21 protein-coding genes and 1 tRNA gene are annotated in these 25,140 nt (G+C 50.6%); 12 read left to right on the top strand and 10 right to left on the bottom strand.

Translation table 11 applies throughout. The annotated features are described in order from the left end of the window. Positions 1 to 17 precede the first annotated feature (17 nt). From lipB to H6624_04825, 4 genes are all read left to right on the top strand, one after another. Positions 18 to 677 (top strand): lipoyl(octanoyl) transferase LipB, encoded by a 660-nt coding sequence (lipB, locus tag H6624_04840; protein MCB9083644.1) that lies wholly within the window; start codon positions 18 to 20, stop codon positions 675 to 677. 57 nt (positions 678 to 734) lie between these two features. After that, positions 735 to 811: transfer RNA gene (locus H6624_04835), tRNA-Val, on the top strand. 416 nt (positions 812 to 1,227) lie between these two features. Then, positions 1,228 to 1,575 carry a winged helix-turn-helix transcriptional regulator gene (locus tag H6624_04830; protein ID MCB9083643.1) on the top strand — a complete coding sequence of 116 codons (348 nt, stop codon included), beginning with the start codon at positions 1,228 to 1,230 and terminating at the stop codon, positions 1,573 to 1,575. After that, the gene (locus H6624_04825) at positions 1,572 to 2,102 is read left to right on the top strand and encodes a nucleotidyltransferase (protein MCB9083642.1); all 531 of its coding nucleotides are present in this window, start codon (positions 1,572 to 1,574) and stop codon (positions 2,100 to 2,102) included. The genes H6624_04830 and H6624_04825 overlap by 4 nt, the downstream gene beginning before the upstream one ends. Before the next feature lie 113 nt (positions 2,103 to 2,215). Here H6624_04825 and H6624_04820 read toward each other — a convergent pair whose 3' ends face one another. Then, on the bottom strand, positions 2,216 to 3,733 hold the full coding sequence (locus H6624_04820) for a hypothetical protein (protein MCB9083641.1): 1,518 nt from the start codon (positions 3,731 to 3,733) through the stop codon (positions 2,216 to 2,218). A gap of 255 nt (positions 3,734 to 3,988) precedes the next feature. Between H6624_04820 and H6624_04815 the strand changes: the two genes are divergently transcribed. From H6624_04815 to H6624_04805, 3 genes are all read left to right on the top strand, one after another. Then, positions 3,989 to 5,503: a tetratricopeptide repeat protein gene (locus H6624_04815; GenBank protein ID MCB9083640.1), complete on the top strand. Its 1,515-nt coding sequence runs from the start codon at positions 3,989 to 3,991 to the stop codon at positions 5,501 to 5,503. Positions 5,504 to 5,698: 195 nt separating this feature from the next. Continuing rightward, positions 5,699 to 7,351, top strand: coding sequence for a hypothetical protein (locus H6624_04810; GenBank protein ID MCB9083639.1), 1,653 nt, complete (start codon positions 5,699 to 5,701; stop codon positions 7,349 to 7,351). 204 nt (positions 7,352 to 7,555) lie between these two features. Continuing rightward, positions 7,556 to 9,634 (top strand): beta-propeller domain-containing protein, encoded by a 2,079-nt coding sequence (locus H6624_04805; protein MCB9083638.1) that lies wholly within the window; start codon positions 7,556 to 7,558, stop codon positions 9,632 to 9,634. 56 nt (positions 9,635 to 9,690) lie between these two features. Here the strand turns inward: H6624_04805 and H6624_04800 are convergent, their stop codons facing one another. Further along, positions 9,691 to 10,038, bottom strand: a complete 348-nt coding sequence (locus tag H6624_04800) for a DMT family protein (protein MCB9083637.1) — start codon at positions 10,036 to 10,038, stop codon at positions 9,691 to 9,693. A gap of 211 nt (positions 10,039 to 10,249) precedes the next feature. On the opposite strand from H6624_04800, the gene H6624_04795 reads away from it, so the two are divergent. Then, positions 10,250 to 11,419 (top strand): DUF2252 family protein, encoded by a 1,170-nt coding sequence (locus H6624_04795; GenBank protein MCB9083636.1) that lies wholly within the window; start codon positions 10,250 to 10,252, stop codon positions 11,417 to 11,419. A gap of 54 nt (positions 11,420 to 11,473) precedes the next feature. Here the strand turns inward: H6624_04795 and aceA are convergent, their stop codons facing one another. From aceA to H6624_04780, 3 genes are all read right to left on the bottom strand, one after another. Then, entirely contained in the window at positions 11,474 to 12,775 is a 1,302-nt protein-coding gene (aceA, locus tag H6624_04790) for an isocitrate lyase (protein MCB9083635.1), read from the bottom strand. After that, positions 12,699 to 14,384 carry a malate synthase A gene (gene aceB / locus H6624_04785; protein ID MCB9083634.1) on the bottom strand — a complete coding sequence of 562 codons (1,686 nt, stop codon included), beginning with the start codon at positions 14,382 to 14,384 and terminating at the stop codon, positions 12,699 to 12,701. The genes aceA and aceB overlap by 77 nt, the downstream gene beginning before the upstream one ends. Before the next feature lie 389 nt (positions 14,385 to 14,773). Continuing rightward, positions 14,774 to 15,802 (bottom strand): hypothetical protein, encoded by a 1,029-nt coding sequence (locus tag H6624_04780; protein MCB9083633.1) that lies wholly within the window; start codon positions 15,800 to 15,802, stop codon positions 14,774 to 14,776. A 382-nt stretch (positions 15,803 to 16,184) separates the two neighbouring features. Here H6624_04780 and H6624_04775 point away from each other — a divergent pair, with 382 nt between their 5' ends. The 4 genes from H6624_04775 to H6624_04760 all read left to right on the top strand — a co-directional run bounded on the left by H6624_04775 (position 16,185) and on the right by H6624_04760 (position 20,769). Continuing rightward, positions 16,185 to 16,646, top strand: coding sequence for a CBS domain-containing protein (locus H6624_04775; GenBank protein MCB9083632.1), 462 nt, complete (start codon positions 16,185 to 16,187; stop codon positions 16,644 to 16,646). Between the two features lie 3 nt (positions 16,647 to 16,649). Continuing rightward, positions 16,650 to 17,876, top strand: a complete 1,227-nt coding sequence (locus H6624_04770; protein MCB9083631.1) for a hypothetical protein — start codon at positions 16,650 to 16,652, stop codon at positions 17,874 to 17,876. A gap of 110 nt (positions 17,877 to 17,986) precedes the next feature. Continuing rightward, positions 17,987 to 20,428, top strand: a complete 2,442-nt coding sequence (locus H6624_04765) for a penicillin acylase family protein (GenBank protein MCB9083630.1) — start codon at positions 17,987 to 17,989, stop codon at positions 20,426 to 20,428. Further along, a complete protein-coding gene (locus H6624_04760) occupies positions 20,425 to 20,769 on the top strand; it encodes a hypothetical protein (protein MCB9083629.1) in 345 nt (114 codons plus the stop codon). The genes H6624_04765 and H6624_04760 overlap by 4 nt, the downstream gene beginning before the upstream one ends. On the opposite strand, the gene H6624_04755 is transcribed toward H6624_04760, so the two are convergent. The 5 genes from H6624_04755 to H6624_04735 form a co-directional block, all read right to left on the bottom strand. After that, positions 20,750 to 21,817, bottom strand: coding sequence for an MBL fold metallo-hydrolase (locus tag H6624_04755; GenBank protein MCB9083628.1), 1,068 nt, complete (start codon positions 21,815 to 21,817; stop codon positions 20,750 to 20,752). The two genes, H6624_04760 and H6624_04755, sit on opposite strands and share 20 nt — an antisense overlap. Before the next feature lie 154 nt (positions 21,818 to 21,971). Further along, positions 21,972 to 22,568 (bottom strand): hypothetical protein, encoded by a 597-nt coding sequence (locus H6624_04750; GenBank protein ID MCB9083627.1) that lies wholly within the window; start codon positions 22,566 to 22,568, stop codon positions 21,972 to 21,974. Between the two features lie 200 nt (positions 22,569 to 22,768). Continuing rightward, positions 22,769 to 23,155 (bottom strand): hypothetical protein, encoded by a 387-nt coding sequence (locus H6624_04745; GenBank protein MCB9083626.1) that lies wholly within the window; start codon positions 23,153 to 23,155, stop codon positions 22,769 to 22,771. After that, positions 23,152 to 23,916, bottom strand: a complete 765-nt coding sequence (locus H6624_04740) for a M23 family metallopeptidase (protein ID MCB9083625.1) — start codon at positions 23,914 to 23,916, stop codon at positions 23,152 to 23,154. Before H6624_04740 ends, H6624_04745 begins: the two co-directional genes overlap by 4 nt. Continuing rightward, the gene (locus tag H6624_04735) at positions 23,892 to 25,124 is read right to left on the bottom strand and encodes a serine hydroxymethyltransferase (GenBank protein ID MCB9083624.1); all 1,233 of its coding nucleotides are present in this window, start codon (positions 25,122 to 25,124) and stop codon (positions 23,892 to 23,894) included. The genes H6624_04740 and H6624_04735 overlap by 25 nt, the downstream gene beginning before the upstream one ends. Positions 25,125 to 25,140 lie beyond the last annotated feature (16 nt).

Here is a 25,140-nt window from a genome sequence, read left to right as displayed (position 1 = left end):
TTTCTTAAAATAGAGGTATGGAATCCTATCCACTAGAGTTTCGGTGGTTAGGCGAAGTTCCCTATGAAGAAGGGGAACGCCTACAGCAGGAACTCTCTGAAGAGGTACGTCAGTCGGGAAGAGGGATCATACTTGGGCTTGAACACAGCCCGGTGATCACGCTGGGAATTCGTGGGGATTCTCAAGACGATCTTGTTTCCAGTGAAAAAGAACGAAATGATGATGGAATTCAGGTGATCGCCTCCAAGCGGGGAGGACAGGCCACTTTGCATTCACCCGGACAGTTGGTGATTTACCCAGTTCTCCCCACTCGGGCGTGGAAGATGGGGCCAAAGAGGTTGGTGTGCCTGCTTGAGCGCAGCACTTCTGATCTCTTACAGAGTTTCGGTGTGGAGGTGATTCCCGCCAAAGATGAACCTGGGCTCTTTACTCCCAGAGGCAAAATCGCCTTCTTCGGCCTACGTATCAATAAAGGGGTCAGCTCCCACGGCCTGGCTCTGAACGTGACTAACGATCTTCGCCTTTTTCGCCATATCCGCTCCTGTGGTCAGCTCAATCAGCCACTGGATTCCCTGTTATTTCAAGGTGTTAGCGATAAAATCCCGGACCTTTTCAAGTCCTGGTGTGGCTACTTTGAGCGCCGCCTCAAGGGTGTGGAATCGGTCTGTCCCGCCTGATTCGTCCTTGTTGACCCGAGCCCTATTTCCTCTTAGACTGCCGTTCCTTTCAGATATTGGGATATAGCTCAGTTGGTTAGAGCGCTACCTTGACATGGTAGAGGTCGCTGGTTCGAGTCCAGTTATCCCAACCAAAAATGCCGACCGCGAGGTTGGCTTTTTTGGTTGGGATAACTGACTCGAACCAGCGACTCGAAGAGGCTTTGGGATGAGCGCCACGAAGGGGCGTAGGCTCATCCCAAGGGTTCGAGTCCAGGCCTGATCTGCTCGTTTAGCTTTGTTGGTAGCGAGGTTGGCTTTTTTTGGTTGGGATAACTGGACTCGAACCAGCGACCGAAGAGGCTTGGGATGAGCGCCACGAAGGGGCGTAGGCTCATCCCAAGGGTTCGAGGCCTCCAGTTTAGCCTTGTCCTGTCCTTCCCGACACATAGTTTACACCTTATTCCGGAGACATCGTTTACACTTTTTTTTGGGCGTATGCTAAAAAATAGGATGATTATACTAAATATAAGTATAATTATACTAAAATCCAGTATAAAAACAGGGGGAATTGGGCGATAATGGTTGTATGTATGAAGCTCTATTTGGAAACCAAGTCGCAGAGAAGTGCCTCCTCTATATTCAAAACTACGGGGAGGGGCACATCAATGGCATTGCCAAAACCTTTGGCTTTTCCCCCAGTCAGGTGCAACTGCAACTAAGAAAGCTGGAAGACGCCGGTGTTGTTGTCAGTCAGTTCTCTGGCAACATTCGACTCTTCAAAATCAACCCTCGTTTGGCGATTAAGGGAGAGTTGTCGGCTCTGCTTGAGAAGATTCTTCTGCTGACTCCAGAAAAGGAAACGCAAAAATACTTCCGCCAACGAACCCGTCCCAGACGTAGTGGGAAAAAGCTATGAGCAACATCACCAAGGCAACCACGAGAGAGGAACTGGCGGCATTGGTCACTCAAGCATTACGGAAAGAGGGGCTCGACCCTGTGTTGGTCGGTGGGGCCGTCGTCTCTATTTATACGGATAACAAGTACGAGTCGCGAGATTTGGATTTCATTGTCTCAGCCAGTAGTGATGTGGTGAATGAGGTCATGAAGAAAATGGGGTTCAAAAAATCGGGCAAAAACTTTTATCATCCCAAATCAGAATTCACTGTTGAGTTCCCCATGGGGCCTTTGGCAATTGGTGACCAGGAGCCCGTCAAACCAGAAGGGGAGCTCAAAATCAAAAGAACGACCATTAAACTTCTCTCGCCCACCCAATCGGTGATGGACCGTTTAGCTTGGTTCTTTTATTCCAACGACCGGCAATGTCTGGATCAAGCCCTATGGATTTCAAAGGCCCACCCGGTAGATCTCAAAAAGGTGGAGGCCTGGGCAAAGCGGGAAGGGCAGGAGGAGAAATTCCACATCTTTCTTGGTTCATTGAGGTAGGTTAAAAGGGCATTGTGTGCCATAGAAAAAAAGGGCCCTGAACGCAGTTTCAGGACCCTTTGAAAGCATTTCCTCACGGATTTTCAAAAACAAACTCGGATAGGAATCGTAGGTTATTGAGGAATAGCAGGTATTCCGCCACCACTACAAATCCCATCAACACAAGGTCCACCCGCTCCAACACATTGGTCAACTGGTGCAACTTCACAGTAGAACTTTCCGTTTCGGGCACTGACCGATTTGCCCGTGGAGGAGTTCGCCAGAATCGGGCACTGGAACTCACCCAATATAATGGTCGCGGTTGTCGGTGTGAACTCAACCTTGTCTGAGTTACTGGAACACGGCATGACACCTTCATCACGCTGAACCGTGATTTCGATGGTACAGGCCTGGTCGATGCGGTTGAAATTCTCGTGCGAAATACCGTCATCGCCGGCTGAAACTCGGTAACTTGCTGAATGGAGTTGGACTCCATCAGCCTGGGTATAAGTTTGGGACGCTGAACTGCCGTTATCGGGTATATTGTTAACCCGTATTTCCATGCCATGAATAAACTGGTTGCCTGAATCCATCTGCAGGCCACCCGTGTACCAGTTGAGTCCTTGAATCGTGAATGATGCTTTCTGCGCGAGTTTCTCAAAATTATAGGTGCAGATCACTCTCTTTTCCTTATCACCTGGGTACCAGGTTCCTAGGAAAGGTCCGTTCACGCGCTGCTTGAGAGAGGGAGATGCTGTTGTCGTAACAGACTCGGATCCGATGTCAGACTGTAAGTAGTAGTAGCCCTTTTTGACTGCTTGTGACTCAGGGGTTCTGGCGATGTTTGGAAGTTCATCCGCCATTTCTACCTGAACAGTGTCGGACTCCATATTACAGCTGTTACGTACCCGTAACAAAGCCACTCGCCGATGCGATCCAGCCGAGGCAAACACACTGTAAATCCCTTGAGAAACCGGGGAGTCATTCCAAATGGCACCAGCGGCAGAGTTCAGATCAAATGGATCAAAAACTCCGTCACCGTTGAAATCCCAGGCAAACTGGAATCCCGAACCACCTGAAACCGCCCCATTAGGAACGCTAAAGGTGTAAAAGTTGTGTTTGCTTTCTGCGGTGATCGCCACCATTGAGGCATTGACCACGGGTTTTGCTCCATTGGCACATTGGGCATTGATGGCGAAAGTCTTGATTGAAGCGAGACCATGCTCATCAACAGCCTTTAGGGCCATGGTTTTGTTACCAGCAGCTAACGTGAGATTAAAATCAAAAGCCTTAAAGTCAGGATTTTGGGCATCGTAGTCGGTGTCAATCGAGAAGCTGACAGAGCTGCCTTCATCCTCGGTGTTCGAACAATCAAAACGGACCGTATCACCTTCTTTGGGATAACCATTAAAGAAAGTGTCTTGTTCGCCAATCGTATTGATGCTGCGCTTTTGACTGGTATTGTTGGTATTGGTGATCTGGCATGAAATCTTTGGAGCCTGATTTGTAACGCCAGAATTGAGCTGATCGAGGTTTTGGGCGGTCGATGCGCCGTCGTTGCTGTTTGTTTCTTGGTTGCTGTCAAACCCCGATTGACATGACCACAGGACCATTGCAAGACCACCAATAATGGTGAGAGTCCTTGTATTCATCTGGATTTCCTCCTCTAAAAAGATTAGTAGTTAGAGAATTGAGCCCGCTCACGTCCTGCATAATGTAAGGGCTCAATCTCACGAGGCCCCTAACTCTATAATTTGCCCCATTTTGCCTCGTTTACTTTCGGTACCGCCTTTTGGGCTAATACCTGATTCCCCCGTGATTCCATTTTGTCCAAATTCACCCCTTAATCCCAGGGACATTTTTGACGATAAGTAAGTCATGGATATCAGTATCAAATTGAGGTGTTTTTGAAGGAAAAAGGTCGCGGCGAGCAACAAGCGCTCATTTTAGAGTTAGAGAGGATGGTGCGGGAGGGGCATTCCCTTCTGGCCTATAAGAAGTTGCGCTCCCTCAATCCCTCTGAGTTTGAGCCAGGACAGGTGGCTGTGCTTGCAAATCTCTGCCGCCGGCTGGGCCATGGCGACACCAGCTTCCGCTGGCTGAAGCCTTTAGTTTGGCAGCAGATCGAGTTAGGAGTCACTCCTGAGCCCAAGGTCCTTTTGGAATTCGTTTATCACCTGGCAACCTATGGATCTTTGGACGAAGCTCATGAACTCCTGGACTGGGTCGACTTTGACCAGTACCCCCAGGCTCACCTCGCAAAAATCACAATTCTCTTTAAGGAGTGGCGCTATCTGGATTCGGTCCCTCATCTCCAACAGTACATTCGGAAAATGAAAAATGATCAGTACCAAGTCGCCATTGGGACCATTAACCTCGCTGCTTGTTATGTCTTTCTAAAGATGGACAAGGCTGAAGAGACTGTTTCTGGCCTGATACGAATGTGCCAAGAGAATGACTATAGAGTTCTCTTGGGGAATGCCTATGAATTACTCTCTCAGGTCTCCATCGCCCAGGGAGAATACGCACAGGCCCTAGATCTCCTGAGTAAGGCCGAGGAAATCCTAAGAGGGAATCAGAGCTCCAGCCTGCTTTTTGTGGAAAAGTGGCAGTCCATTGTGGGGCTTTTGCGAGAGCCAAACTCGGCGGAGGCAAAAACTCGCTTTTTGGCTGTTCGACAAAAGGCTGCTGAACGCAAAAACTGGGAGACAATCCGCTCCTGCGACTTTTATTATTCTTACGCCACTCAAGACCTGGAAACCTCAAAAAAGGTGTATTTTGGGACCCCATTTATTCCCTATAGAAAAATGGTCGAACAGCAACTAGGCGCAGACCTTTTTTCGGACGAAAAATACCTCTGGATTCCCCAATGGGATATTCCTAAAGTTCACAAAAACCTGAAGACCCTTTCAGTGACCGATCTCTCCTATGAAGGGCGGAGTGTTCCGATCAAACAGGGGCAGCTTTTGCACAATTTCTTAAAAGGGATCTGCCTGGATTTTTATAAGCCAGCAAGCATTGGCTTCTTTCACCACAATCTTTATCCTGGCGAATACTTCGACGTGAAATCGACGACCGAGAAGGTGGTGCGCCTTAAAAAGCGCCTCAATAAAGCACTTGAAGCAGAAGATATTCCGTTGGTGGTGCGCTCCTCAGATAATCAATTGATCTTAAAGGCGACGGCCCCTATTGCGATTGAGGTCCCTCGTGAATACTGTTTTCGGAATCGGCAAACGGAGCTGGCCAACAAGGTTGTTGACCTCTTTCCAAACAAAAACTTCACCACTAGCGATGTCCAAGGGGAGTTCAAGGTTTCCGAAAGGACGGCTCAGCGCTTGATTCAGTTTGGGGTTGAAAAAGGTCTCTTTGAACAAAGAGGCAGCGGCAAAAAAACCCGATATCAGGTGAAGAAAGCCAGTTAGATCAACAGATTTCAGTCACTTAGGTCTCTTGCCCGTCAGTTATGTCCCTAGAAAAACACCTCTGTTATACGGCACTATATAGAAGAAGGCTGGATGAAGAAGAATCTGGAAACTGCAGATGTTTCAGTTTGAGATTGTCTCAGAAGATTTCATCCATCTGGGTGTTTTGACTTTATTATGTATATTGAGGGTGGAATGACTCGAAGGGGTTTAATTTTAACTATTTCGCTGATTTCAGTGGCGGTCGTGCTGGCGCTGTTTCAATCCTGTGGTTATGTGCTTCCTCCACGAGACGGTTCAGATGAAATTAGTAGCCGAGGCGCCGGCAATGGTGAGGCCTATACGGGAATTCACCTCGATTATCCCATGCTGATGTCACCCGGCCAGAAGGTCACAATTGTCGCCAGCAATGGCGAGGGCCCTTACACTTTCTCCGTTGAATCTGGTCCGGCTGTGATTGAAGCGATTTACAATGACCGCATCGTCATTCGCGCTAATAACAGCTCTGTTCAAGACCAGGAGGTCGTAGTTTCGGTGACCGACCAGGTGAAGGCTCGAGCTAGTGCCTCCATTCTTATTGTGGAGTTCACCAGTCGAGACTTCAGATCCATCGATGGGCCTCGTTTTGGCCAGGTGATGAAGCGCCTAGGGGACGAAGTTTATATCAATTCAACGACTGTTGACGAGTTTTCGGGGCGTGTGCACCTTCTTAAGCGGGAAGATGACCTGTGGGACAACTACAGAACGATAGTCTCTCCAGTAATTGAGCCCTTTTCCAGTATGCATCGCTACAATGACTTCTCACACTCCTACGACTCCCATGGAGAGTGGCTGATCGTTGGTAATCCACGGCAAGATATTTGGGGGCGAACCGATGGCGAGGGTGCCAGAACCACCGAAGACTCGGGAGAGGCCATCATTTACAAAAGAAACTCTGTGTCGGGTCAGTGGGCCTACAGGCAGAGAGTTTTTGCACCCCACATGACTGTCTACAATGGAATGCGGTTTTCCACATCGGTGCAGATCAATGATCGCTGGGCTGCGGTCTCATCGGTGCCTGCCAATGAGGACGTGTCCAAAGATCAAGTTTCGAGGGTGTATCTCTTCTTGCGGCAGGGCGAGGTCTGGACTCTTTATCAAATTCTGAGCTCTAAGAATGAACATACAGAATTTGGCCAGAACCTACAGTTCGTTGGTGATGACCTAGTGGTCAAAGCAAAGAGGCGCACGCCAAAGGGGCAGGTAGCTCCTGCTGACACTATTGATCTGTTACTCTACCGCTTTAATAGTGCGCTCAACATTTTTGAACTCAAGAACAGCTACAACTCCGGTCTGCAGGCTGATAGTGGTTTTGCTGACCAAATGACCCAAGCGGGTGGACAGGTCTTTGTCAGCTGCGGAGGTTGTCCGGTCTCTGAGCTTTTGGGAAATGATGAATTGGCCGGATTTAGTGCTACTACGCTTCGAGCTGGCGGCTATTTTGGTTTTAAGTTCACCGCCAGCGGTATTGAACTCAATTCTGCAGTTGGTGGTGACGTCCAGGCCTTGGGTGAATCCAACTCGGCCTTTGGTTACCGGATGAGCGCACAGGGCGACCTCCTGGCTGTGAGCGCTCCCTGTCTGGGCTACACCCAAGAGACTTGTGAAGGAACTGTCTTTATCTATCGTCTACTTCCCGATGGCAGCCGAAAGGAGCTCGTTTCCATTCAGCTCCCCAATGCCGGCCCCAACGAACGTTTCGGGGAGAATCTGGTACTATTTGGAGAGACCTTGTTTGTTAAAACCAGGGACACAGCCCGATTGTTCATTGTGGATCTAAAGCCAGTTCTTCGTTCCTCAGCCAGATAACTCAGATTCAAACTTCATTTCCAAAATGACCCCTGTTTCAAAGTGAGACGGACAGCGGTCCTCTCTGCCAAATTCAAAAAAACATCCCTTGATATTCCAATGACTTAGAAGAATTCCCTCACTTCTTCACTAAGAAACCAGAGGCCTCAGTCGTTATCTTCCAAACAGCACGAATGGTGATTTAAACCTTTGGGAGGATTATTTATGAAAACACGTAGATTTGTGCAATTACTGGGAATGGTTCTAAACCTGACTCTGGCGACCCCTTCACATGCCCGCAAAGTTTCTGTTCACTACCAAAACATGGCAGATGAACTGGTGGGCTTTGGTTCTTGCTCAGATTTAGAGCAACATCTGAAAAAGTCCTTAGTCGACTACACAATGGGAGTTGGTGGCAAGAATGAACTGGGGCGCGGGAGTTGGGGAGTTCGCAAAAAGGGCAAGACATCTTTGGCGCGCCCAGAGCGTTCTCGACAGTCAGGGAGTATGGCCGATGCCTTAGGCTCAGTGGCATCAAAGGAAATGAAGGCTCAAGCTCCGGCAGCTGAAGCAATGGCCGACTTCGACGGCAAGGATGATCGAGAGGCAGATCCTGGTGATTTCACAGGCACCAATAACCAAGTGGCTCGGGTCGACGAAGCCGATTTCGTAAAATTTGACGGTAAACACATCTATCAGCTTTACCAAGGTGAACTGAAAATTCTTAAGGCTTGGCCTGCAAACAGCATGAATATGCTTTCGTCTTTGGCCATTAGTGGTTCTCCTAAAGAGATGCTCATGGACAAAGAGACCTTAGTGGCGATCTCTCAACAGGGATCAAGCACACTGGCCTCAGTTATTGATATTCGCAATCCGCGTACGCCGAGTCTTCTCACTCAGTTTGAGATCCCTGGCAACTATATGTCGGCTCGATTGGTCGGGCGCACGGTTCGCATTGTCAACCAGGACTATGGGACAACCGTGAACTACAACGTTCACCACGTAGAAGAACCTCAGGTACAGGGCTGGTTTCAGGTTCAAGGTCAGTCCCGTGAGGACATCATCCAGTCGCGGGTCAACACCACACCTTTAAGTGAAATCCTGAATGTGCGGCCTACGGTTCATATTCATAATAACAATCGTCGTGAGATTGCTGCTCTTAGTGATTGCAAACGGGTGTATTTGCCCAAGGTCTATCAGCCAGGGGCCCTTACGCGAATTGCCACTCTGGATCTAGAGCGCCGCAAGTACAGTGAGTCTTTGGCTCTGATTAACCCCTCAACTGTTTATGCTTCTGAGACCGCCATCTACCTGGCTCAGCAGGGCTACGGCCAAAGCGAGGGAACTAATGTTCAGCAAACAGCGATTCATAAGTTTTCGACCTCTAATGGTGAAGCTGCTGTTTATGCGGCGACTGGAATCGTCAATGGTCACTTGATCAACCAATTTGCCATGGACGAGCACAAAGACAATCTGCGGGTAGCGACAAATGGTGCTGAATACAGCGGTGGTTCCTGGTTTAACAAGCGTGGTCGTCAGTGGACGACGGTTAACCGTGTGCAAGTGCTCGGGCAGTCGGGTCGTCAACTCCGCCTCTTGGGTAAAACTAAAAACCTGGCTGAAGGCGAAAGGCTTTACAGTGTTCGCTTTAACGGCGACAAAGGTTTTATGGTGACTTTCCGCCAAGTCGATCCCTTGTTTACCCTGGATCTTTCCAATCCTCGCAATCCGCGTGCGGTTGGAGAACTTAAGATCCCTGGCTTTTCCACTTACATTCATATTCTGGATGACAATCACTTGTTGGCCATTGGTCAAGATGCCGATCCCAACACCGGCCGTGCCAAGGGCCTTAAGCTTTCAATCTTTAACACAAAAAACTTTCGAAAACCTCGTGAAGTAAAGAGCTTGTTGTTTGCTCCTCAGGCTACTTCCGAAGCCTCATATGAGCACAAGGCCTTTAGCTTCTACCGCAGTCGGGGAATCCTAGCTATCCCAGTCAGTGGTGTGGTCAGCTCAGGTCCGGCTCGTGGATCATGGGACAGTAAAGAGATGCATGTTCCTGGTCAGCAGCGTAGCTCCCTTCTTTTGTTCAAGGTCACAACTAATGACATCAAACCTTCGGGTGAACTGGATATGACGGATATGTCAGGCGGTCAGGCGTCAGGCGTGAGACGCAGCTTTTTCGCGGAAAACATTGTGTATGCAATCGGTCAGGACGGAGTCCGCGCAGCATCGATTGAGAACCCGGGGAATCCGCTCTCTTCCGTGTTCTTTGATCAGCGTTTGCAGGTTTCATCCTGGTAACAGTTGGTTCCTCCCACAGGACCTCTTCGGGGCCCGTTCAAGCGGGCCCCTTTTTTTTATTTTGCCGGCTGAAACAAGCTAATGCTGACAGCCACAATGATCAGGGCAAACGAGGCATGGTCATAGATAGTGGGGCGCTCCTTCAAATAAAAATAACTAAACAGGGCAAACACGGCAAAGGTGATAGCTTCCTGGAGAGTTTTGAGTTGCGGGGCGGTGAGGACACCGTGGCCTATGCGATTGGCCGGTACCTGAAGACAGTACTCAAAGAAAGCCACGCCCCAGGAAAGCAAAATGGTGATCATTAGTGGCTTGGATTTATCCTTTAGGTGGCCATACCAGGCATAGGTCATAAACAGGTTACTGAGAATCAACAGGCCAACAGTTTTTGTCAGGGTCATCATACATCTGCCTCACGGGGGATCTTTTTGTTTATACCTCAAATATTGCGGCAGGCGGGCCAGCCTGTCACTGGGAATGATAACTCCTCTTCTGTCGACAGAGGCGCCGAATTGGGGCAGGACACTCTCTGTTTTGCCAGAATGGAGCTTAAGAACAATTTCAAAGGACGTATAAGTCCTTGGATTTGGCGCACAAATTGAATATGTCTTGCCCATGACTCATCCAGCCCTTCGGTCCATTTCAGTCCTTCTGCTCGTGGTGGCGACCTTTCTAGGTGGTCATCGGGCCTGGGCTGTGGGAGGCTGCGGGACCGAGGTAAAAGCTCGGCCCTATTTTAAGGCCGACTGGCGAGCCACCGATCAGGGCCTGATTATGGGCTTAAGAGCCAATGCCTATCACTATTGGAAGTGGGTGGGGCACCGGGCTCGTCAGTTGTTTTCCAAAGAACTACTGGCAGAGGGATGGATCGTGGGAGACCCTCACGGGCTTAACTTCGCTGACGTGTGGATCCACGGTAAAAAGCGTTTTGTCCTGGTCGATGTGGACGATGTGGGACGAGGGCCTTTCTTGCTCGATTTTGGCCGACTTCTGCTCATTAGCCGAGCAGGGGACAAGGGCTTTCCACAAAAAGAGATGTACGATGCCTATCGGGCGGGCCTTAAGGGTGTGACCTACGACAAGCCCAAGATTTTGAAAGAGGCTCTTTCGGCGAAGGACAAGGAGTTCAAACGCGCGGCCAAAGAGTCGGTGGGTAAGGTCTCTGAAAAGGACCGATTTGACTTTGAAGGCACGGATCTTATTCCAATCAGTGAGGCCCCTGTGGAGTTGGTTCAGCAACTGGCTCTTGATGCCCCCTACTTTCAGGCCAGGCTCAAGGATTACACGGTTCTTGACCAGGCTCTGCGAGTGAAGACAGAGGGCGGCAGTCAGGGAATTCCCCGTTACTGGTACTTGGTCTCCAAAGGCAAACTGGAGTTGGCCTATGAGTTCAAACAGATCTCTGATGTGGCCCTCAAGGGATGGTCAGAACAGCTCGATCATGCGGTGAGGATTTGGGAAGCCCTCAAAGTCTTTTGGGGGGTCGATGCCGCCACTGATTTCTTTTCTGTGGTTAGGGCGGCAGAGGGTCGCACCTATTGGCAAAGGCCACGGTTCCGGTCCAATTTGGAAATCAATATGGAACCTTCCAACAAGAAGGAAAGGGAGGAGTTCCGCCAGGTCTCCATTTACATTGCCAATCATCTTGGTCGCCGCCATGGGCTTCAGCCTCAGGCGGAGCGCCTGCGTGACCAAATCGAAAAAGACCCGGACGGGGTCTTTAATCTTCTCATGCAGCTTTTGAATCGCTATGTGGAAGTGGCGGATGTACTCAATCCCAGCTAGGCAAAAAGTCCCCGGCCCAGAGGTGAGTCAGGGCCGAGGACAGCGCATCGATTATTAGAGGGTCGCTAATGGCGCTTCCGAGGAAGGCTGGAATTGGGCCTCTTCGGTAGAACCTTTCATTGCCAATGTGGAAGACTGACCTCCCGAGATCACTTGGGAGACCAAATCAAAGTAGCCTGTTCCCACTTCGCGCTGATGCTTGGTTGCCGTGTAGCCCTGAGGCTCGGCGGCAAATTCCGCGTCTTGAAGTTGAGAGTAGGCCTCCATGCCTGCGTCTCTGTAGCCAGTCGCAAGATTGAACATGGAATAGTTCAGTGCATGAAAACCAGCCAGGGTCACAAACTGAAACTTGTATCCCATGGCATTGAGCTCATCCTGGAACTTGCGAATTGTGTGGGCATCGAGTTTCTTGGACCAGTTAAACGAAGGCGAACAGTTATAGGCCAAGAGTTTATCCGGGAAGACCGAACGAACCCCTTCGGCAAACCGCTTAGCTTCGTGAAGGTCAGGTGTTGAGGTTTCACACCATACCAGGTCAGCATATGGAGCGTAGGACTTGCCGCGTGCGATGGCCATTTCAATGCCACCCGTGATGCCGTAAAAACCCTCGGGTGTTCTCTTTTGAGTGATAAAGGGATGGTCGGTGGAGTCTACGTCACTGGTGATCAGGCGAGCCGCATCGGCATCCGTACGTGCTACCAATACAGTGGGTACGTCGAGTACGTCGCTCGCAAGGCGAGCCGCCGTCAAAGTGCGAACAAACTGGGAAGTGGGTACCAATACTTTGCCACCTAAGTGACCACACTTTTTCTCTGAAGCCAATTGGTCTTCAAAGTGTACACCAGAGGCTCCGGCTTCGATCATGGCCTTCATCAATTCATAGGCGTTGAGAGTGCCGCCAAAGCCGGCTTCCGCATCGGCCATAATTGGCGCCAGCCAGTCAATTTCTTCCTGACCTTCACTGGTGTACACTTGGTCGGCACGCAAAAGAGTTTGGTTAATTCGCTTCACCACAGCAGGCACACTGTTGGCAGGATAAAGACTTTGATCAGGGTACATTTGGCCGGACAAGTTGGCATCCGCCGCCACTTGCCAGCCGGAAAGGTAAATGGCCTTAAGGCCGGCCTTTACCTGTTGCAGGGCCTGGTTACCGGTGAGAGCACCCAGGGCTCTGACAGCTTCTTTCTCCTGAAGCATTTGCCATAGGCGGGTTGCGCCCCGCTCGGCCAATGTGTAGGAGATCTTCACGCTGCCTGCGACCTTTGTGACATCCGTGGCGCTATAGTTGCGTCGAATTCCCTTCCATCGTGGATCGGCGATCCAACGATGTTGCAGTTCCTTTGCATTGAGTCTCATATTGGCCCCCTTGAGGTGCGTAAGTTTGTGCATGTGGATGAAGTGTGAAAAAGTCATAGAGGTCTTTCTCCAAAAACAATTCTTGAACCTGTTGCATTGCCCTTTCGTATTGTTGAGTGAGCTCGTCGCTCAGGACGCCCTCGTCTTGCAGGCGGCTCAAAATGACCTGCAGCTCCTCGGGAAGTAGTCGTTTGATCAATTCAGGAGTCACTTGGGTGCCGCCATCGAGAGTGACTTGGTGATGAAGCCACTGCCAGGTTTGGGCGCGACTGATTTCCAGAGTTGCCAAATCTTCCATGAGGTTTTCAAAGGCAATGCAGCCCAGGCCTTCGTTCCACCCTTGCATATAAGCGATGCCCACGCGCAGGTTGGTCCTTAATCCTTCGATGGTTTTCGCCCCAATTGGTTGGGGGAGAAGGTTGGGTCGATAGGGGAAACCAGGCAGTTGCACATGAAGTTGGTTTTTGTGGGTAAACTCTGCGCGAGCAATGGGAATAAAGTAGGGATGACTGACCCAACAGCCGTCATGGCCAATTTCAGCCTCACGAGCCTTATCGGCTCTGACCTTTTCCGTCTGGAAATTGCGCGTTTTTTCATCTTTTCCGGGAGTAAAGGCCGACATGCCACCCATGGCAAAGGCCCCGTGGCGGTGGCAGATCTTAATCAACCTCTTGGCGTAGTTGTCCATCCAGGTTCGCTTCATGTCGATAGTGGCTCGATCACCAAGAACTCTGTCCCCATGATTCTTTAAGACTTTGATATCGGAAAAGATCTTGTCCCAGCGTCCGCCGTTCAGGCCGCAGGCCCGTTCGCGGATTTCGTAGAGGATCTCCTCCATCTGATAGGCGGCGGTCAAAGTTTCGATCAGAAACGTCACTCTCAAGGTGCCGGGCTCAAGTCCCAGCAAAAGCTCTGTCTGGCGAAAGAGTTTGTTCCACCACCGGGCTTCGAGAAAGTGTTCACACTTTGGAACATAATATTTCGGAGTTACTCCATCGGCGAGAAACACCTTGGCGGTGTGATAGGCGGTCGTGACCAGGTCAAACAGGCCGGCGGAGATGGCTTCACCATCGACAAGTACGTGGGCCTCATCCAGATGGAGACCTCGCACGCGCACCATAGGGTGAGCGGTGTTGGTTTTTTCTAAGCTGTAGGTCTTCTGTCCTTGCTGAAAAGTGAGATCTCTATGGGCCACACCTATATAGTTACGAACTCCACTGAGAACGTTCTCCCAGGTCGGGCACATGGAGTCTTCAAAGTCGAGCATCGCCATGTCAGCGGGGAAGCCAGCTGAAGAGGGGTTGAGCATATTAATAACCATCTTGGCGCTATTGATGGGTCCGGTGATTTCCACCCGCCGCTCTTGAAGATCATGTGGTATGGGCGCCACCTGCCATTTGCTCAATTGAGCCGGGTGATCTTGGACGTACTGGGGGAGTTCCCCTTGGTCGAATTTTTGTTGTTGATGGTGGCGTCTCTTTAACAGCAGCTGGCGGTCTTTCTCCAAGCTGCGATGAAGATGAACGATATGGTTGAGAAGTGGTTCGGGTAGGAGCTCCTGGTCTGATGGGTTCAGACATAGAATCTCTAGTTCTTCCTTATGATTCATGGACGTGATCCCCCTTTTGTATAGTCGATGCGCGACTAGACCTTCATCTCAAAAATATAGTGGTTTTATCAAGCGAATATTCGCTATTGGTGAAAAATCGCTAACGCGAAGCATCTCGATCAAGGGTACCAAGTCCCTTTAATTGTTAGTCCACAAAACTGTGTTCTGCCTTTGTCCGGGAATAGGTCCGATTGCCGAGCCATTCCCGGAAATCCGAATCCTCCGCCGTCGCGCATGGGTGTATCCGGGGTGCGGCGGCTTGCTGACGCGCTCCGAAGACACGCCTGCGGCCGAAAGGCGCGTGAGGATTTGCGGAGAATGGTCGGCAAAGGACCGACCTCACTGATAAAGGATTTTGTGGACTAACAATTAAAGGGACTTGGTACCAATTAGAAGCGGACGGTGGTTTTGAAGCCAGTCATGAAGTTGAGATCGTCGTGACTCGCTAGATAGGAGTCGAACTCCTTGACCTTGATGAAGGCCGCACCAGTGCCGATGGAAAGTCCTACGTTGGGGCCAAAGTTAAAGCCCAAAGAAAAGCGCAGGGTGCTCATCAGGCCAATCTTGCTTTCGGTGGTGGTGCCCCCTAGGAGTTCAATGGCAAAGTACTGTCGATCAAGGGCGGTGATGGGAAAAGTAAAGGTAGGACCGACGAGAAAGTAAGGGCCCGAGTAATTTCGCGTATCACCCGTGCCATTGACCTTAAGATCCAGTTTAAACTGACCGACTTCGGCGGTCAGTCCCATGACCCCGCTGGGGAAGTAATAGCCACGGGAATAATAGAGACCCTTCAATTCTCCATCTCGTACCTGGGTGTCGTTGTCGTCGAAAATATTGGTGTAGCGAAAGCCCAGCTCATCCCAGGATTTGCAGGCCAGTTTGTTGGCAAAGGATTGATAGAGATAGGCCCCCGCATAGACGACGAGGGCCGCGACAATCACAATACCAATGACAGCGACAATGATCAAAAAATCTTTGTCGCCCTTAAAGGAAAAGTCACTGTCAAAGTTGAACTTGGGTTCTTTAGCGCCTCGCCGGTCGAGAGGAATGCCCTCTGCGTCTTCGGTGGCCTCATGGTAGTAAAACAAAGACTCATAGTAGCGGCACTCATTCCACTCCTCAGTCGAAGAGCTGATTTTTTTTGGCGGCTCTGGTGGCAGCGGTGGAGGAGGTTCCACAGGTGTCACCGGCTGTCCGTCCTGATTGGTCTGAGCCACCAGTTGTCTTTTGATCGCCTCAAGCTCTGCGACGGTCACTGTTTGAACGCGAGCATGAGGATAGGCTTTTTGGACATCATCAACAGTTGTGAGGTTTGCTTGGGAAAGAGAAGGCAACGTTCCTTTGCCTTGAGCAAAAGCTGGGGTTTGGAAGATCACCGAAAACGCGAGAAAGAAAATAAAAAGCTTTCGAGCCAGCATGTGGCCCAATTGTAGGGGCCACTTTGGGTTAAGGCCAACAAAAACCCTGTAAATGGGGCCAGGAGGCGAAGTAAAAGCCCAATAAATCAATTTTCCCCATGGCTGTGGCAGCGTCCTAGGGCTGTCTTCAATAGATTAGGTACCAATTACCTTTTCCGGCAAGGTACTTGGAGATTATACCAAGCACCTTGCCGGAAAAGGTAATTGGTACCTGGGCCCCTGGGCCAGGGCGGGCCACTAACCTTGGTCCAGTGACATATTGCCCCGATCGAGAAAAGGGGTGCGGGGCGCGTTGGTATAGCTCATCATCAGAGATACAATAGAGAGCGACAAGAGGGGAACGGGCCTTGCACTTTGGTAGGCCAACAAAGAGGAGGTCTGGATGAATAAACCAACAAACGTGGGAGATTCCATGGTGAGCGATCCAATAACAATTGAGTCCAACGTGGGTCTTCTCGATGCCCAGGAAATCATGCGCGCCTGGGGAATGCGCCATTTGCCGGTGGTGGAAGGTGAGAAGTTGGTTGGTGTGTTGAGTGACCGGGACATTTACCGGGCGATATCGCTGAAAAAAACCAACGACTTGTCCGTACGCGATGCCATGAGTGAAGACCCCTATGTGGTGCAAGCTTCTGAAACCCTGGCCACCGTGGCGAAAGCCATGGCCGAACACAAATTCGGTTGCGTGGTGATTGAAGGATCCAACAAGAGAGTGCGCGGGATTTTTACCACCACCGATGCCCTTTACATCTTGTCCCAACTTCTTCATGACCCGGATGATGGGAAATTTCGAGTGATGAAATTGGATGAATACCTTAACTCCTATCAAAAGATGGCGGTATAAAGAGTGAAAGCTAGGGGCGGGGCGAAAACGATTATCCTGGGTCTCCTGACGTGTGCCATTTTGCCTTCCGTATCCATGGCGGGCACTAAGGCTAAGACCATTATGAAAGAGCAGCCTAAACTGCGTCCTGGTGGTGGAGATGATATTCGCGCCATCATGCATTTCTTTTACGAAAGACTGGTGGAGCTGCGCCCGGCCCTCACATCTGAGTTGGAATTCTCTGACAAGAAAAACCGCAAAACCATTCGGTTGGTGCTGTCTGAAGTTGAGGCCCGATTGAAGAATCCCAACAGTCAGGACGTGATGATTGGCGAAGGCCACAGGGCAACGGTGGAGCTTTTTCGTCAACACATTGCCGACACCCGGGAGTCCTTTGACTTGGGAGAGATCACCAGGGCCTATCAGGGCGTTCGTATGGCCACTGAATTTTGCATTAGCTGCCACACCCACTTGCCTCAGAAGGGCATGCCTAAATTGGATTGGAAGAAGGACATCCTCGCCCGAGATCCGCGGGATGTCAGGCGCACTGCCGATTTCTATTATGTCACTCGTCGCTATGACTACAGTCTGAATATTTACAATTATTTGATTCGCGAGTACCCAAAGTCAGTTCTTCAGGAAGGGGATTTGCGAGATATCTATCGGCGCAAGATGCTGGTTTATGCTCGTGTGAAGAGAGACCCTGGTGAGGCGGTTGCCAATCTTGCAGAGGATTTAAAGAATAAAGAACTACCTATCGGCATTGTTCGTGAGGTGGAGGCCTGGAAGCAGTCCTTTGCCAACTGGCAGGAGGAAGACAAAAAGAATCCTGTGCCCAAGGATGCCAAGCAGATCGCCGCCTATACGGATAAACTGCTTAAAGATCTGGAAGGTTATCGAGGGCCTTCGGATTCACACCCCTATTTGGTCAATTTGCTCAAAGTGTCGGGTTACCTCTATGAAGAGCTCTTTCGCTCTTACAAAGAAGAGGACAAAGCGCGAAACCTCTATCACCTGGGTCGGGTGGAGAGAATCCTCGGGCAGAGTTCCTTTGCTGCCCTCGGTGATCTCTACCTGAAAGAATGTGTTCGCACAGCACCTCAGTCGAACTGGGCTCCGCGCTGTCTTGCTGAATATAAGACCTATCTCGACTGGCGCTACCCCCAAGGCAAAAAGCGCCCGGCCAAGCTCGACAAGGAGTTGCGTGAACTGGAGCAGATCCTTGGTAAGGCCGCAGGTAAAGGCGTCTAGGATCAACTCCATTCACATTTCTTTTGCCAAGCCCCCGTGCCTAGTGGACAATTAATCGTCGTAACACCGGCTGATCGTCGGTATTTTGCGTAGTTGAAGGGGAATGAAGGATGGGGAGTCGAGCGCGCCATGCACTTTTGGCGGTGTTTTTTTTGGTGCTAACAGTTGGCCTGGGTGTGGTGGGACAGTTTGGATTAGGATCACTTCCGCCGCCCATGCCGAAGCTTTATCCCTTTCAGGGTCTTTGGCGGCAGCAGGCACAAAAGCCGGCTCATTTAAAAGTCGAAAATGAAGCTCTCTACGGAGCGGTTGAGGTCTCCTATGATGCCGATGGCATCCCCCATTTGTTTGCTGAGAAGACTGCCGATCTTTACTGGGCGCAGGGCTACATCACCGCCCGGGATCGCCTTTGGCAAATGGACATGCAGAGTCGGGTGGCCGAAGGACGACTGTCGGAGCTACTCGGTTCTCGCACCCAAGGCTTCGATGATTTCTTTGTGCGCATTGGAATGCGCCAGGCGATCGATGTTGCCGAAAGGGAAATTCTCAAAGACGAATCCACTCGCCTGGCCGCTGAACGCTATGCCGATGGGGTGAATGCTTACATTAAGACGCTCACAGATAAAGATCTCCCTATCGAATACTTCCTTACCAGAAGTCGCCCGCAAAAGTGGTCGGTTCGGCAGATGGCCAGCTTGTTAAAGCTCATGAGCTATCGCTTGGCGGGTTATAATTCGGATCTGCAAATGACCCACCACTTAAAGAAATTTGGCCGTGCCCGGGTGGAAGACCTGTTCCCGGAATTTCATTCAGGGGAAGCCCCATTTGTTCCTCGCGGTCTGTCTACAGTGAACCCCACAGCAGCTCCAAAGGCGCCGGCTGACTTTTTTATTTCGGCTCTTGAGCACTTGCCTCCCGTTTTGCGACCCGAAAGGTCCAATGGCAGTAACAATTGGGTGGTTTCCGGTCGCAAGACTCGCTCTGGTTTTTCACTGCTCGCTAATGACACGCATTTGGCCTACAGTCTTCCGCCTATTTGGTACGAGGTTCAGCTCCACTCTCCGGACCTTAATGTGTACGGAGCCACTATTCCAGGAGCGCCAGGAGTGATTCTTGGCTTTAACGATTACGTCGCATGGGGGGTCACCAATGCGGCCATGGATGTGATGGACTGGTATGAAATTGAGTTTCGCGATGAAGCCAGCACCGAATATCTTGTCGATGGTCAGTGGCAAAAGGCGACGATTACAATTGAAAAGATCAAAATCAAAGGTGAGACACCAAGATCAAAAAGAGTTCTGTGGACTCATGTAGGCCCAGTTGTTCACCGCGAAGGTCGATTGGCTTTGGCCCTTCGCTGGGCGGCTCACGAACCATCCAATGAGTTCAAAGCCCTTGTGGGACTCAATTTTTCCAAGAGCTTTCGTGAATGTGTCCGTTCCTTGGAGGACTACCAAATCCCAGCGCAAAATTTTATTTGTGCGGACCCTACTAACATCGGGATTTGGCACAACGGCAAGATTCCGCGGCGGTGGGCCGGACAGGGTCGTTACGTCATGGATGGGCGTAGATCTGATCATCTGTGGCAGGGTTGGCTCAAGCGCTCTGAGATCCCTCAATCGGTGAATCCGCCTCAGGGCTATTTGTCTTCGGCTAACCAAAGGCCAACGGACAAAGCCTATCCTCATTATTTGGGCTGGGACTACCCCGAACCCTACAGAGGTAAGCGAATTCAGGAATTTCTTTCTCGTCGCGAGCGCATGGATTGGACGGATATGGTGGATCTGCAAAACGATGTGCTTAACATTCATGCCCGCGACATCCTACCTGAAATGATGGATGCCGTGAGAGATCGACTAGGGGAGAGGCCTGAACTTAAGGACGTCTTTGACGAGCTCAACCTTTGGGACTATCGCGATCACGAAGCCTCTGTGGCCTCATCCATTTTTTACTACTGGTGGGGACGGTTTGAGGATCTTCTTTGGGAAGATGAATTCTCATTGGGGAAAGATCGTCTTTATCCTTCCCGTACGAGGACGGCTCAGTTGATCAAGAACCTTAGTTTTTCCCCAGACCACCGCGACAGGCAGTGGTTGGATCGGCCCACGACCCAAGCTGTTGAAGGTCTTGAGGATCTGCTGGTAGAGGCTCTTGAGGATGGGGTTGCAAGATTGAAAGAGGAATTTGGTGGTAACCCCAAAAATTGGCTTTGGCATCGTGTAAGACCGACCTATATTCCACACGTCAGTTACATTCCGGGACTTGGTTCAGAAGATCTCCAAATGGGAGGAAGCCAGTACTCCGTCAATTCGAACAAAGGAGGCCATGGGCCCACATGGCGGATGATTGTCAGTTTTGAGCCCGAACCCAAGGGTTGGGGGAACTTTCCCGGCGGGATTTCGGGTAATCCCTTTGATCCGGACTACACCCGCCATGTGGAAGCTTGGTCTCAGGGGAAGGTGAGAGAGTTCCGCAGATTTAAGACTCGCGATCAGGCAATCAATGAATCCCAGACTCGGTTGAGTTTTTATCACCCAGGGAAGGCTCCATGATTTACCTACTTGCCATTGTGTTGTTAGTGACCGGTTTGTTTTTGCCTTGGTGGTCGGTGGCACCCATTTGTTTTGTCGCCGGTTGGTTTTTGAGCTCACGATTTAAGGGTTTCTACGTATCTGCGATTTCGGTAATGCTCACCTGGGTGGCCGCTGCCTATTACTTTGATATGAAAAATGCTCTTGGGACGGGGGAGAGATTGGCTCAGCTTTTTCACTTGCCCCATTTTACACTGGTGTATTTGATGATTGGCTTGGCAGGCGGCCTGTTTGCCGCCTGCGCCGCCTTGGCGGGAAACTACTCCCGCCGCGCCCTGGTTTCTACTGAACCCCGTGATTGATTCCGGGTTTGGGTGGTTCAATCCCTTTACTTAGCGAAAAGACAGTTTGAATGGAGCTGATCACCGCGTGGTGTGAGTCCATATTCATCTTTTCTCTCAGGTAGTGCACTCGATCAAATCCAGTACAATGGGCACCTAAAAAGTGTTCTACGCCAAATGACAACAGCATTTTTGCCGTCCAGTCCAGCTGCCCTTCGGCACTGCCTTTTTCCTGGCGGAACAAATGAAACCCGCCAATGACCGTGTGAACTTTGCCTGTCCCTGATGTGCGAGTCGCGTAGTCTAAAATGTTGATGAGGCCTGCATGACCACAGCCAGTGATAACAACTAGGCCTTTCACGGTGTTGATCACCAGGGCCTGACTCTCCGGAATAATGTCATCAACCAACTTACCATCGGGTGTTTGCATGGGGTCGGAGGGGCTCCAGTTTTTCTCTGCAAAGGGGCGTGGCACGTGGCCACCGGTCAGCCAAATTCCCGGGGCTAGAGTTTTCGGTCGAACATGTTCCACAAAAAGGCCGCCAAGGGCTTCATACTTTGGTTTTTCCTGAACCATCACGTTGTCGTCGCCGCCATCTTTCAGCGGGCGTGGCCAAAAAGTTTCAGGGCCACCGACGTATGCGACAGAGAGGGCTTTGCTCTGTGGGTCTTTCTTGAGACAGTGCTGGCGGATGGCCACCAGCCCCATGGTGTGATCCTGGTGATTGTGGCTGAGAATAACTTCCCTGATACTGCACAGATCAATCTTATCGCCGGCAGGCCGCTTGGCATTGATCTTTTCCACGTTGTAGAGAACGGTTTGCGGTTCGCCCCCAGTATCAAACAAAATTGTCTTTTTAGAACCGTCCTTGAGGGTCGCTTCGACGAGGGCTGAAAACCCCCACTCGCCGTGGGTCCACCGGCTGATGGCCATGTCCGACAGGACAGTGACCTGAACATCCTGAACCATCTCCTTGCTTGGTAGGGCATGCGAGGGCATTTGAACAAAGAGTGAAAATAAAATCGTCGCTGCCGCCAAATAGACGGAACGAAATGAGGGCACAGTCATGAAAGGCTCCTTCATGTTTGATCCAATTGAGTTAGTTGCTCAATAGTGAGCCCTATTGACTGGTCTTCATCTGGTCAAATTAAGGTTGTAAGGGAGCAAGAGTAGAAATTTCTACTGGGAGATCCATTCTAAACTTGGAAAAGCTTTCTACCCATTAGCGACAAAGAGACTTCATGGCCTGGGCGGCCACGCGGCGATCCATGCGTTTGAAGTTGCGTATTTTTTGACTGACCATAGGTTGATCGGTGACGACTTCAATGTCTTCCAACCCCTTGGTAGAAGAATAGATCATCTTTTTGCGACAGCGGTTGGAGGTCTTTTCATAGTAGACTGCTTGGCGCTTGGGAGCGGCCATATCGTACCCGCAGTCTTCGAGAGAGTGCTGTTCATTGCTCTGAACCTTACGTAATTCCCAACTGGGGTTGGATGAAGAAACATAGACATAGACTTTGTGGCATTTGCCAGCGACCACATCCCACTCGGAGTGACTGGCTTTAGCCGCCTGAAATCCACACTTCTCAATGCCAACGCCGGTGATCTGCACCTTGCCGCCAAGTGTCTTGATCATCTTGCATTCGCCTTCTTCATAGCGGTAGCTAGGGCCAGCTTCAGCGACATTGAACGAAATAAAAAGTGAAACAAGTAATCCCAGTATCAGCCATTCGCTCATACTGAGGTTTTGCCTTTCATTGTTCTCAACTGTTCCCAAGTATTTCATGCCAATAAATCCCTCGTTAGCTTGCCAGTCCATTCATCCCACTCAGGTAAATATTCAATTATTGTACCGATTTGGCGCAAAGTTGGAGTCAGATGGTGGCGCTAAGGTGTTGAAATCAGTAAAGACATGAGAGATTGATGAAAAGCCGAGGGATTTCAGCCGTCTAAGCTTGAGACAGGTGAAAACCAGCTGCTCAATGAACCCGGCCCCAAAGAGAGGTTGGCTTTAGGGGCCTAATTGTCGAGATGGAGAATAAAGAGGCGGCAGATGATAAAGCCCAAGCTAAACAAGGCTCCGCCCCAGAAGTTCTCAAAACGGAAGCGCACCTTTTTTCGTTTTTCCCGATTGTTGCCAATCATGTGAATGAGAAAACCACAAACGATGGGAGCGACCATGACATTCAGGGCCAGTGCCCAGGTGTCGCCAATAACCTGATAGGGGAGAACATAAGTCGAAAGCCATCCCAGTAGTGCGCCCAACAACATCCAAAGCGGAAGTTTGTCGGCCCGCTCAATACCTTGTGGGAAAAACCAAACTAAAACCTCAAGCACAATCTCCACCAGGCTCGGCAGCAGGATCTCAATCAAAAAACTTCCAGCGAGAAGAAGAAATTCAGTCATAAACGATTCGCTCCAAACCGGAGATTAACACACAGGGCGGGATGGGTCTGCCAGCCCACCTGGTTGCACTCCGCATCAGGCACCAAACGGAGAAGGGTTGCAAGAGGAAGTCCTTGCGTCTCAGTGGCTTCGGCAACTTCGCCCTTAAATCTCAACATGGACAAGGGATCAACCGGCTGTTTGTCCTTAAGCAATTCAAAATGAAGGTGAACCCCTGAGACTCGGCCCGTGCGACCCATCAGGCCAATCAGTTGTCCACGGGTGACCCACTCTCCGGTATTGACTTTGTAGCGGTTGAGATGAGCATACAAGGTCGCCCACATGTGGTTGTACTCAACTAAGATCATCTTGCCATAACCTTTAAAGCCTCGGCCGGCGTAGACGATGATGCCATCATGGGCGGATAGAATAGGACTATTCAGAGAGCCAGCTAAATCAATGCCCTGGTGGCTGGGATTTGAGGATGGGCGAAACTTCTGAGTCAGCCGAGCGGCCTGCACCGGCCACTCCAGGACAAAGGGACCCTCGCCAATCGGGGCCTCGCCACTTCTTGGCGTGGGGGCAGGAGTGGGACCTCGAAACTCCGGCAAAAGGAGTTGATAGTTATTACTCTCGCTGCGAAAAGCATCCGGTGACTTAAATTCACCCGGGCCCCTAAAGCTGGAGCATCCAGCTAATGAGAAAGCAATCGAGCCCAAAAGGCAAAACCACAGGAGTTGCCCCTTAATATGGGGAGCTAATAAATGGGGAATTTCTCGCACAGCTCTCGAACCTGATCACGGACTTTGGTGATGGTCGATTCATTAGTGGAGTTTTCCAATACATCGGCAATCCAGCCACCGATCACTTCCATTTCGCCTCGACCCATGTTGCGGGTGGTAAGAGCCGGGGTACCAATGCGAATTCCACTGGTCACAAAGGGCGATCGCTTTTCATTGGGAACAGTGTTCTTGTTCACGGTAATCCCCGCACGATCCAGAACCTGCTCGGCATCTTTGCCGGTGATTTCACGATCACTCAAATCAAGCAGCAAAAGGTGGTTGTCAGTCCCGTCGGTGACAAGCTTAAAACCACGTGCCATTAAGGTGTCGGCCAGAGCCTTGGCATTGTCCAATATCTTTTCGCAGTAGCTGCGGAACTCTGGCTTAAGGGCTTCGCCGAAGGCCACGGCCTTGGCAGCAATAACGTGCTCCAGGGGTCCCCCCTGAATGCCAGGGAAGATCTTACTGTTGATGGCCTTCGCCCGTTCCTCATTACACAAAATCATGCCGCCCCGAGGGCCGCGCAGAGTTTTGTGAGTGGTGGTGGTGGTGAAATCGGCAAAAGGAATGGGTGAGGGATGAGCCCCTCCAGCCACAAGGCCTGCAAAATGGGCCATGTCGACGAGCAAGGTGGCGCCCACGGCATCGGCGATCTCACGAAATTTGGCAAAATCCAAAATGCGGGGGTAGGCGCTGTAACCCGCAATCAGCAATGTCGGCTTGTGTTTTTTGGCCGAGTCCATGATTTCATCGTAATCCAGCCTTTCTGTCTCTGGGTTTAGCCCATAGTGAACCGCATTAAACAAAAAGCCAGAAAAGTTCACTGGCGAGCCGTGGGTCAAATGCCCTCCGTGGGAGAGATTCATGCCCATAATAGTGTCGCCAGTTTTGGCTGCGGCTAAACAAACCGCCATGTTGGCCTGAGATCCAGAATGAGGTTGGACGTTGGCGTGTTCACAGCCAAAGAGCTTTTTGGCTCGGTCAATGGCTAGTTGTTCTGCTTTGTCCACCTCTTCACAGCCGCCATAGTAACGTTTTCTTGGATAGCCTTCGGCATACTTATTGGTGAGGACAGAGCCCTGGGCCTCCATCACCGCGCGGGAGGCATAGTTCTCACTGGCAATCATTTCCAGTCCGGTCTGCTGGCGCTCCATTTCCGCATCAATAATGGCGGCGATTTCAGGATCTTTCTCGTGAATGATAGACATGGTGGTTCTCCAAAAG

The organism is Pseudobdellovibrionaceae bacterium, from assembly GCA_020635075.1.
Lineage (GTDB): Bacteria > Bdellovibrionota > Bdellovibrionia > Bdellovibrionales > UBA1609 > JADZEO01.
Note: the sequence above shows the minus strand (reverse complement) of the source record. Positions and strands in the feature narration are given on the sequence as shown.

Bases quoted from the DNA above. Each gene is read 5' to 3' on its own strand.
- lipB (MCB9083644.1), top strand. From the start codon at position 18: ATGGAATCCTATCCACTAGAGTTTCGGTGGTTAGGCGAAGTTCCCTAT.
- H6624_04825 (MCB9083642.1), top strand. From the start codon at position 1,572: ATGAGCAACATCACCAAGGCAACCACGAGAGAGGAACTGGCGGCATTG.
- H6624_04820 (MCB9083641.1), bottom strand. From the start codon at position 3,733: ATGAATACAAGGACTCTCACCATTATTGGTGGTCTTGCAATGGTCCTG.
- H6624_04810 (MCB9083639.1), top strand. From the start codon at position 5,699: ATGACTCGAAGGGGTTTAATTTTAACTATTTCGCTGATTTCAGTGGCG.
- H6624_04805 (MCB9083638.1), top strand. From the start codon at position 7,556: ATGAAAACACGTAGATTTGTGCAATTACTGGGAATGGTTCTAAACCTG.
- H6624_04800 (MCB9083637.1), bottom strand. From the start codon at position 10,038: ATGATGACCCTGACAAAAACTGTTGGCCTGTTGATTCTCAGTAACCTG.
- H6624_04795 (MCB9083636.1), top strand. From the start codon at position 10,250: ATGACTCATCCAGCCCTTCGGTCCATTTCAGTCCTTCTGCTCGTGGTG.
- aceA (MCB9083635.1), bottom strand. From the start codon at position 12,775: ATGAGACTCAATGCAAAGGAACTGCAACATCGTTGGATCGCCGATCCA.
- aceB (MCB9083634.1), bottom strand. From the start codon at position 14,384: ATGAATCATAAGGAAGAACTAGAGATTCTATGTCTGAACCCATCAGAC.
- H6624_04780 (MCB9083633.1), bottom strand. From the start codon at position 15,802: ATGCTGGCTCGAAAGCTTTTTATTTTCTTTCTCGCGTTTTCGGTGATC.
- H6624_04775 (MCB9083632.1), top strand. From the start codon at position 16,185: ATGAATAAACCAACAAACGTGGGAGATTCCATGGTGAGCGATCCAATA.
- H6624_04765 (MCB9083630.1), top strand. From the start codon at position 17,987: ATGGGGAGTCGAGCGCGCCATGCACTTTTGGCGGTGTTTTTTTTGGTG.
- H6624_04760 (MCB9083629.1), top strand. From the start codon at position 20,425: ATGATTTACCTACTTGCCATTGTGTTGTTAGTGACCGGTTTGTTTTTG.
- H6624_04755 (MCB9083628.1), bottom strand. From the start codon at position 21,817: ATGACTGTGCCCTCATTTCGTTCCGTCTATTTGGCGGCAGCGACGATT.
- H6624_04750 (MCB9083627.1), bottom strand. From the start codon at position 22,568: ATGGACTGGCAAGCTAACGAGGGATTTATTGGCATGAAATACTTGGGA.
- H6624_04745 (MCB9083626.1), bottom strand. From the start codon at position 23,155: ATGACTGAATTTCTTCTTCTCGCTGGAAGTTTTTTGATTGAGATCCTG.
- H6624_04735 (MCB9083624.1), bottom strand. From the start codon at position 25,124: ATGTCTATCATTCACGAGAAAGATCCTGAAATCGCCGCCATTATTGAT.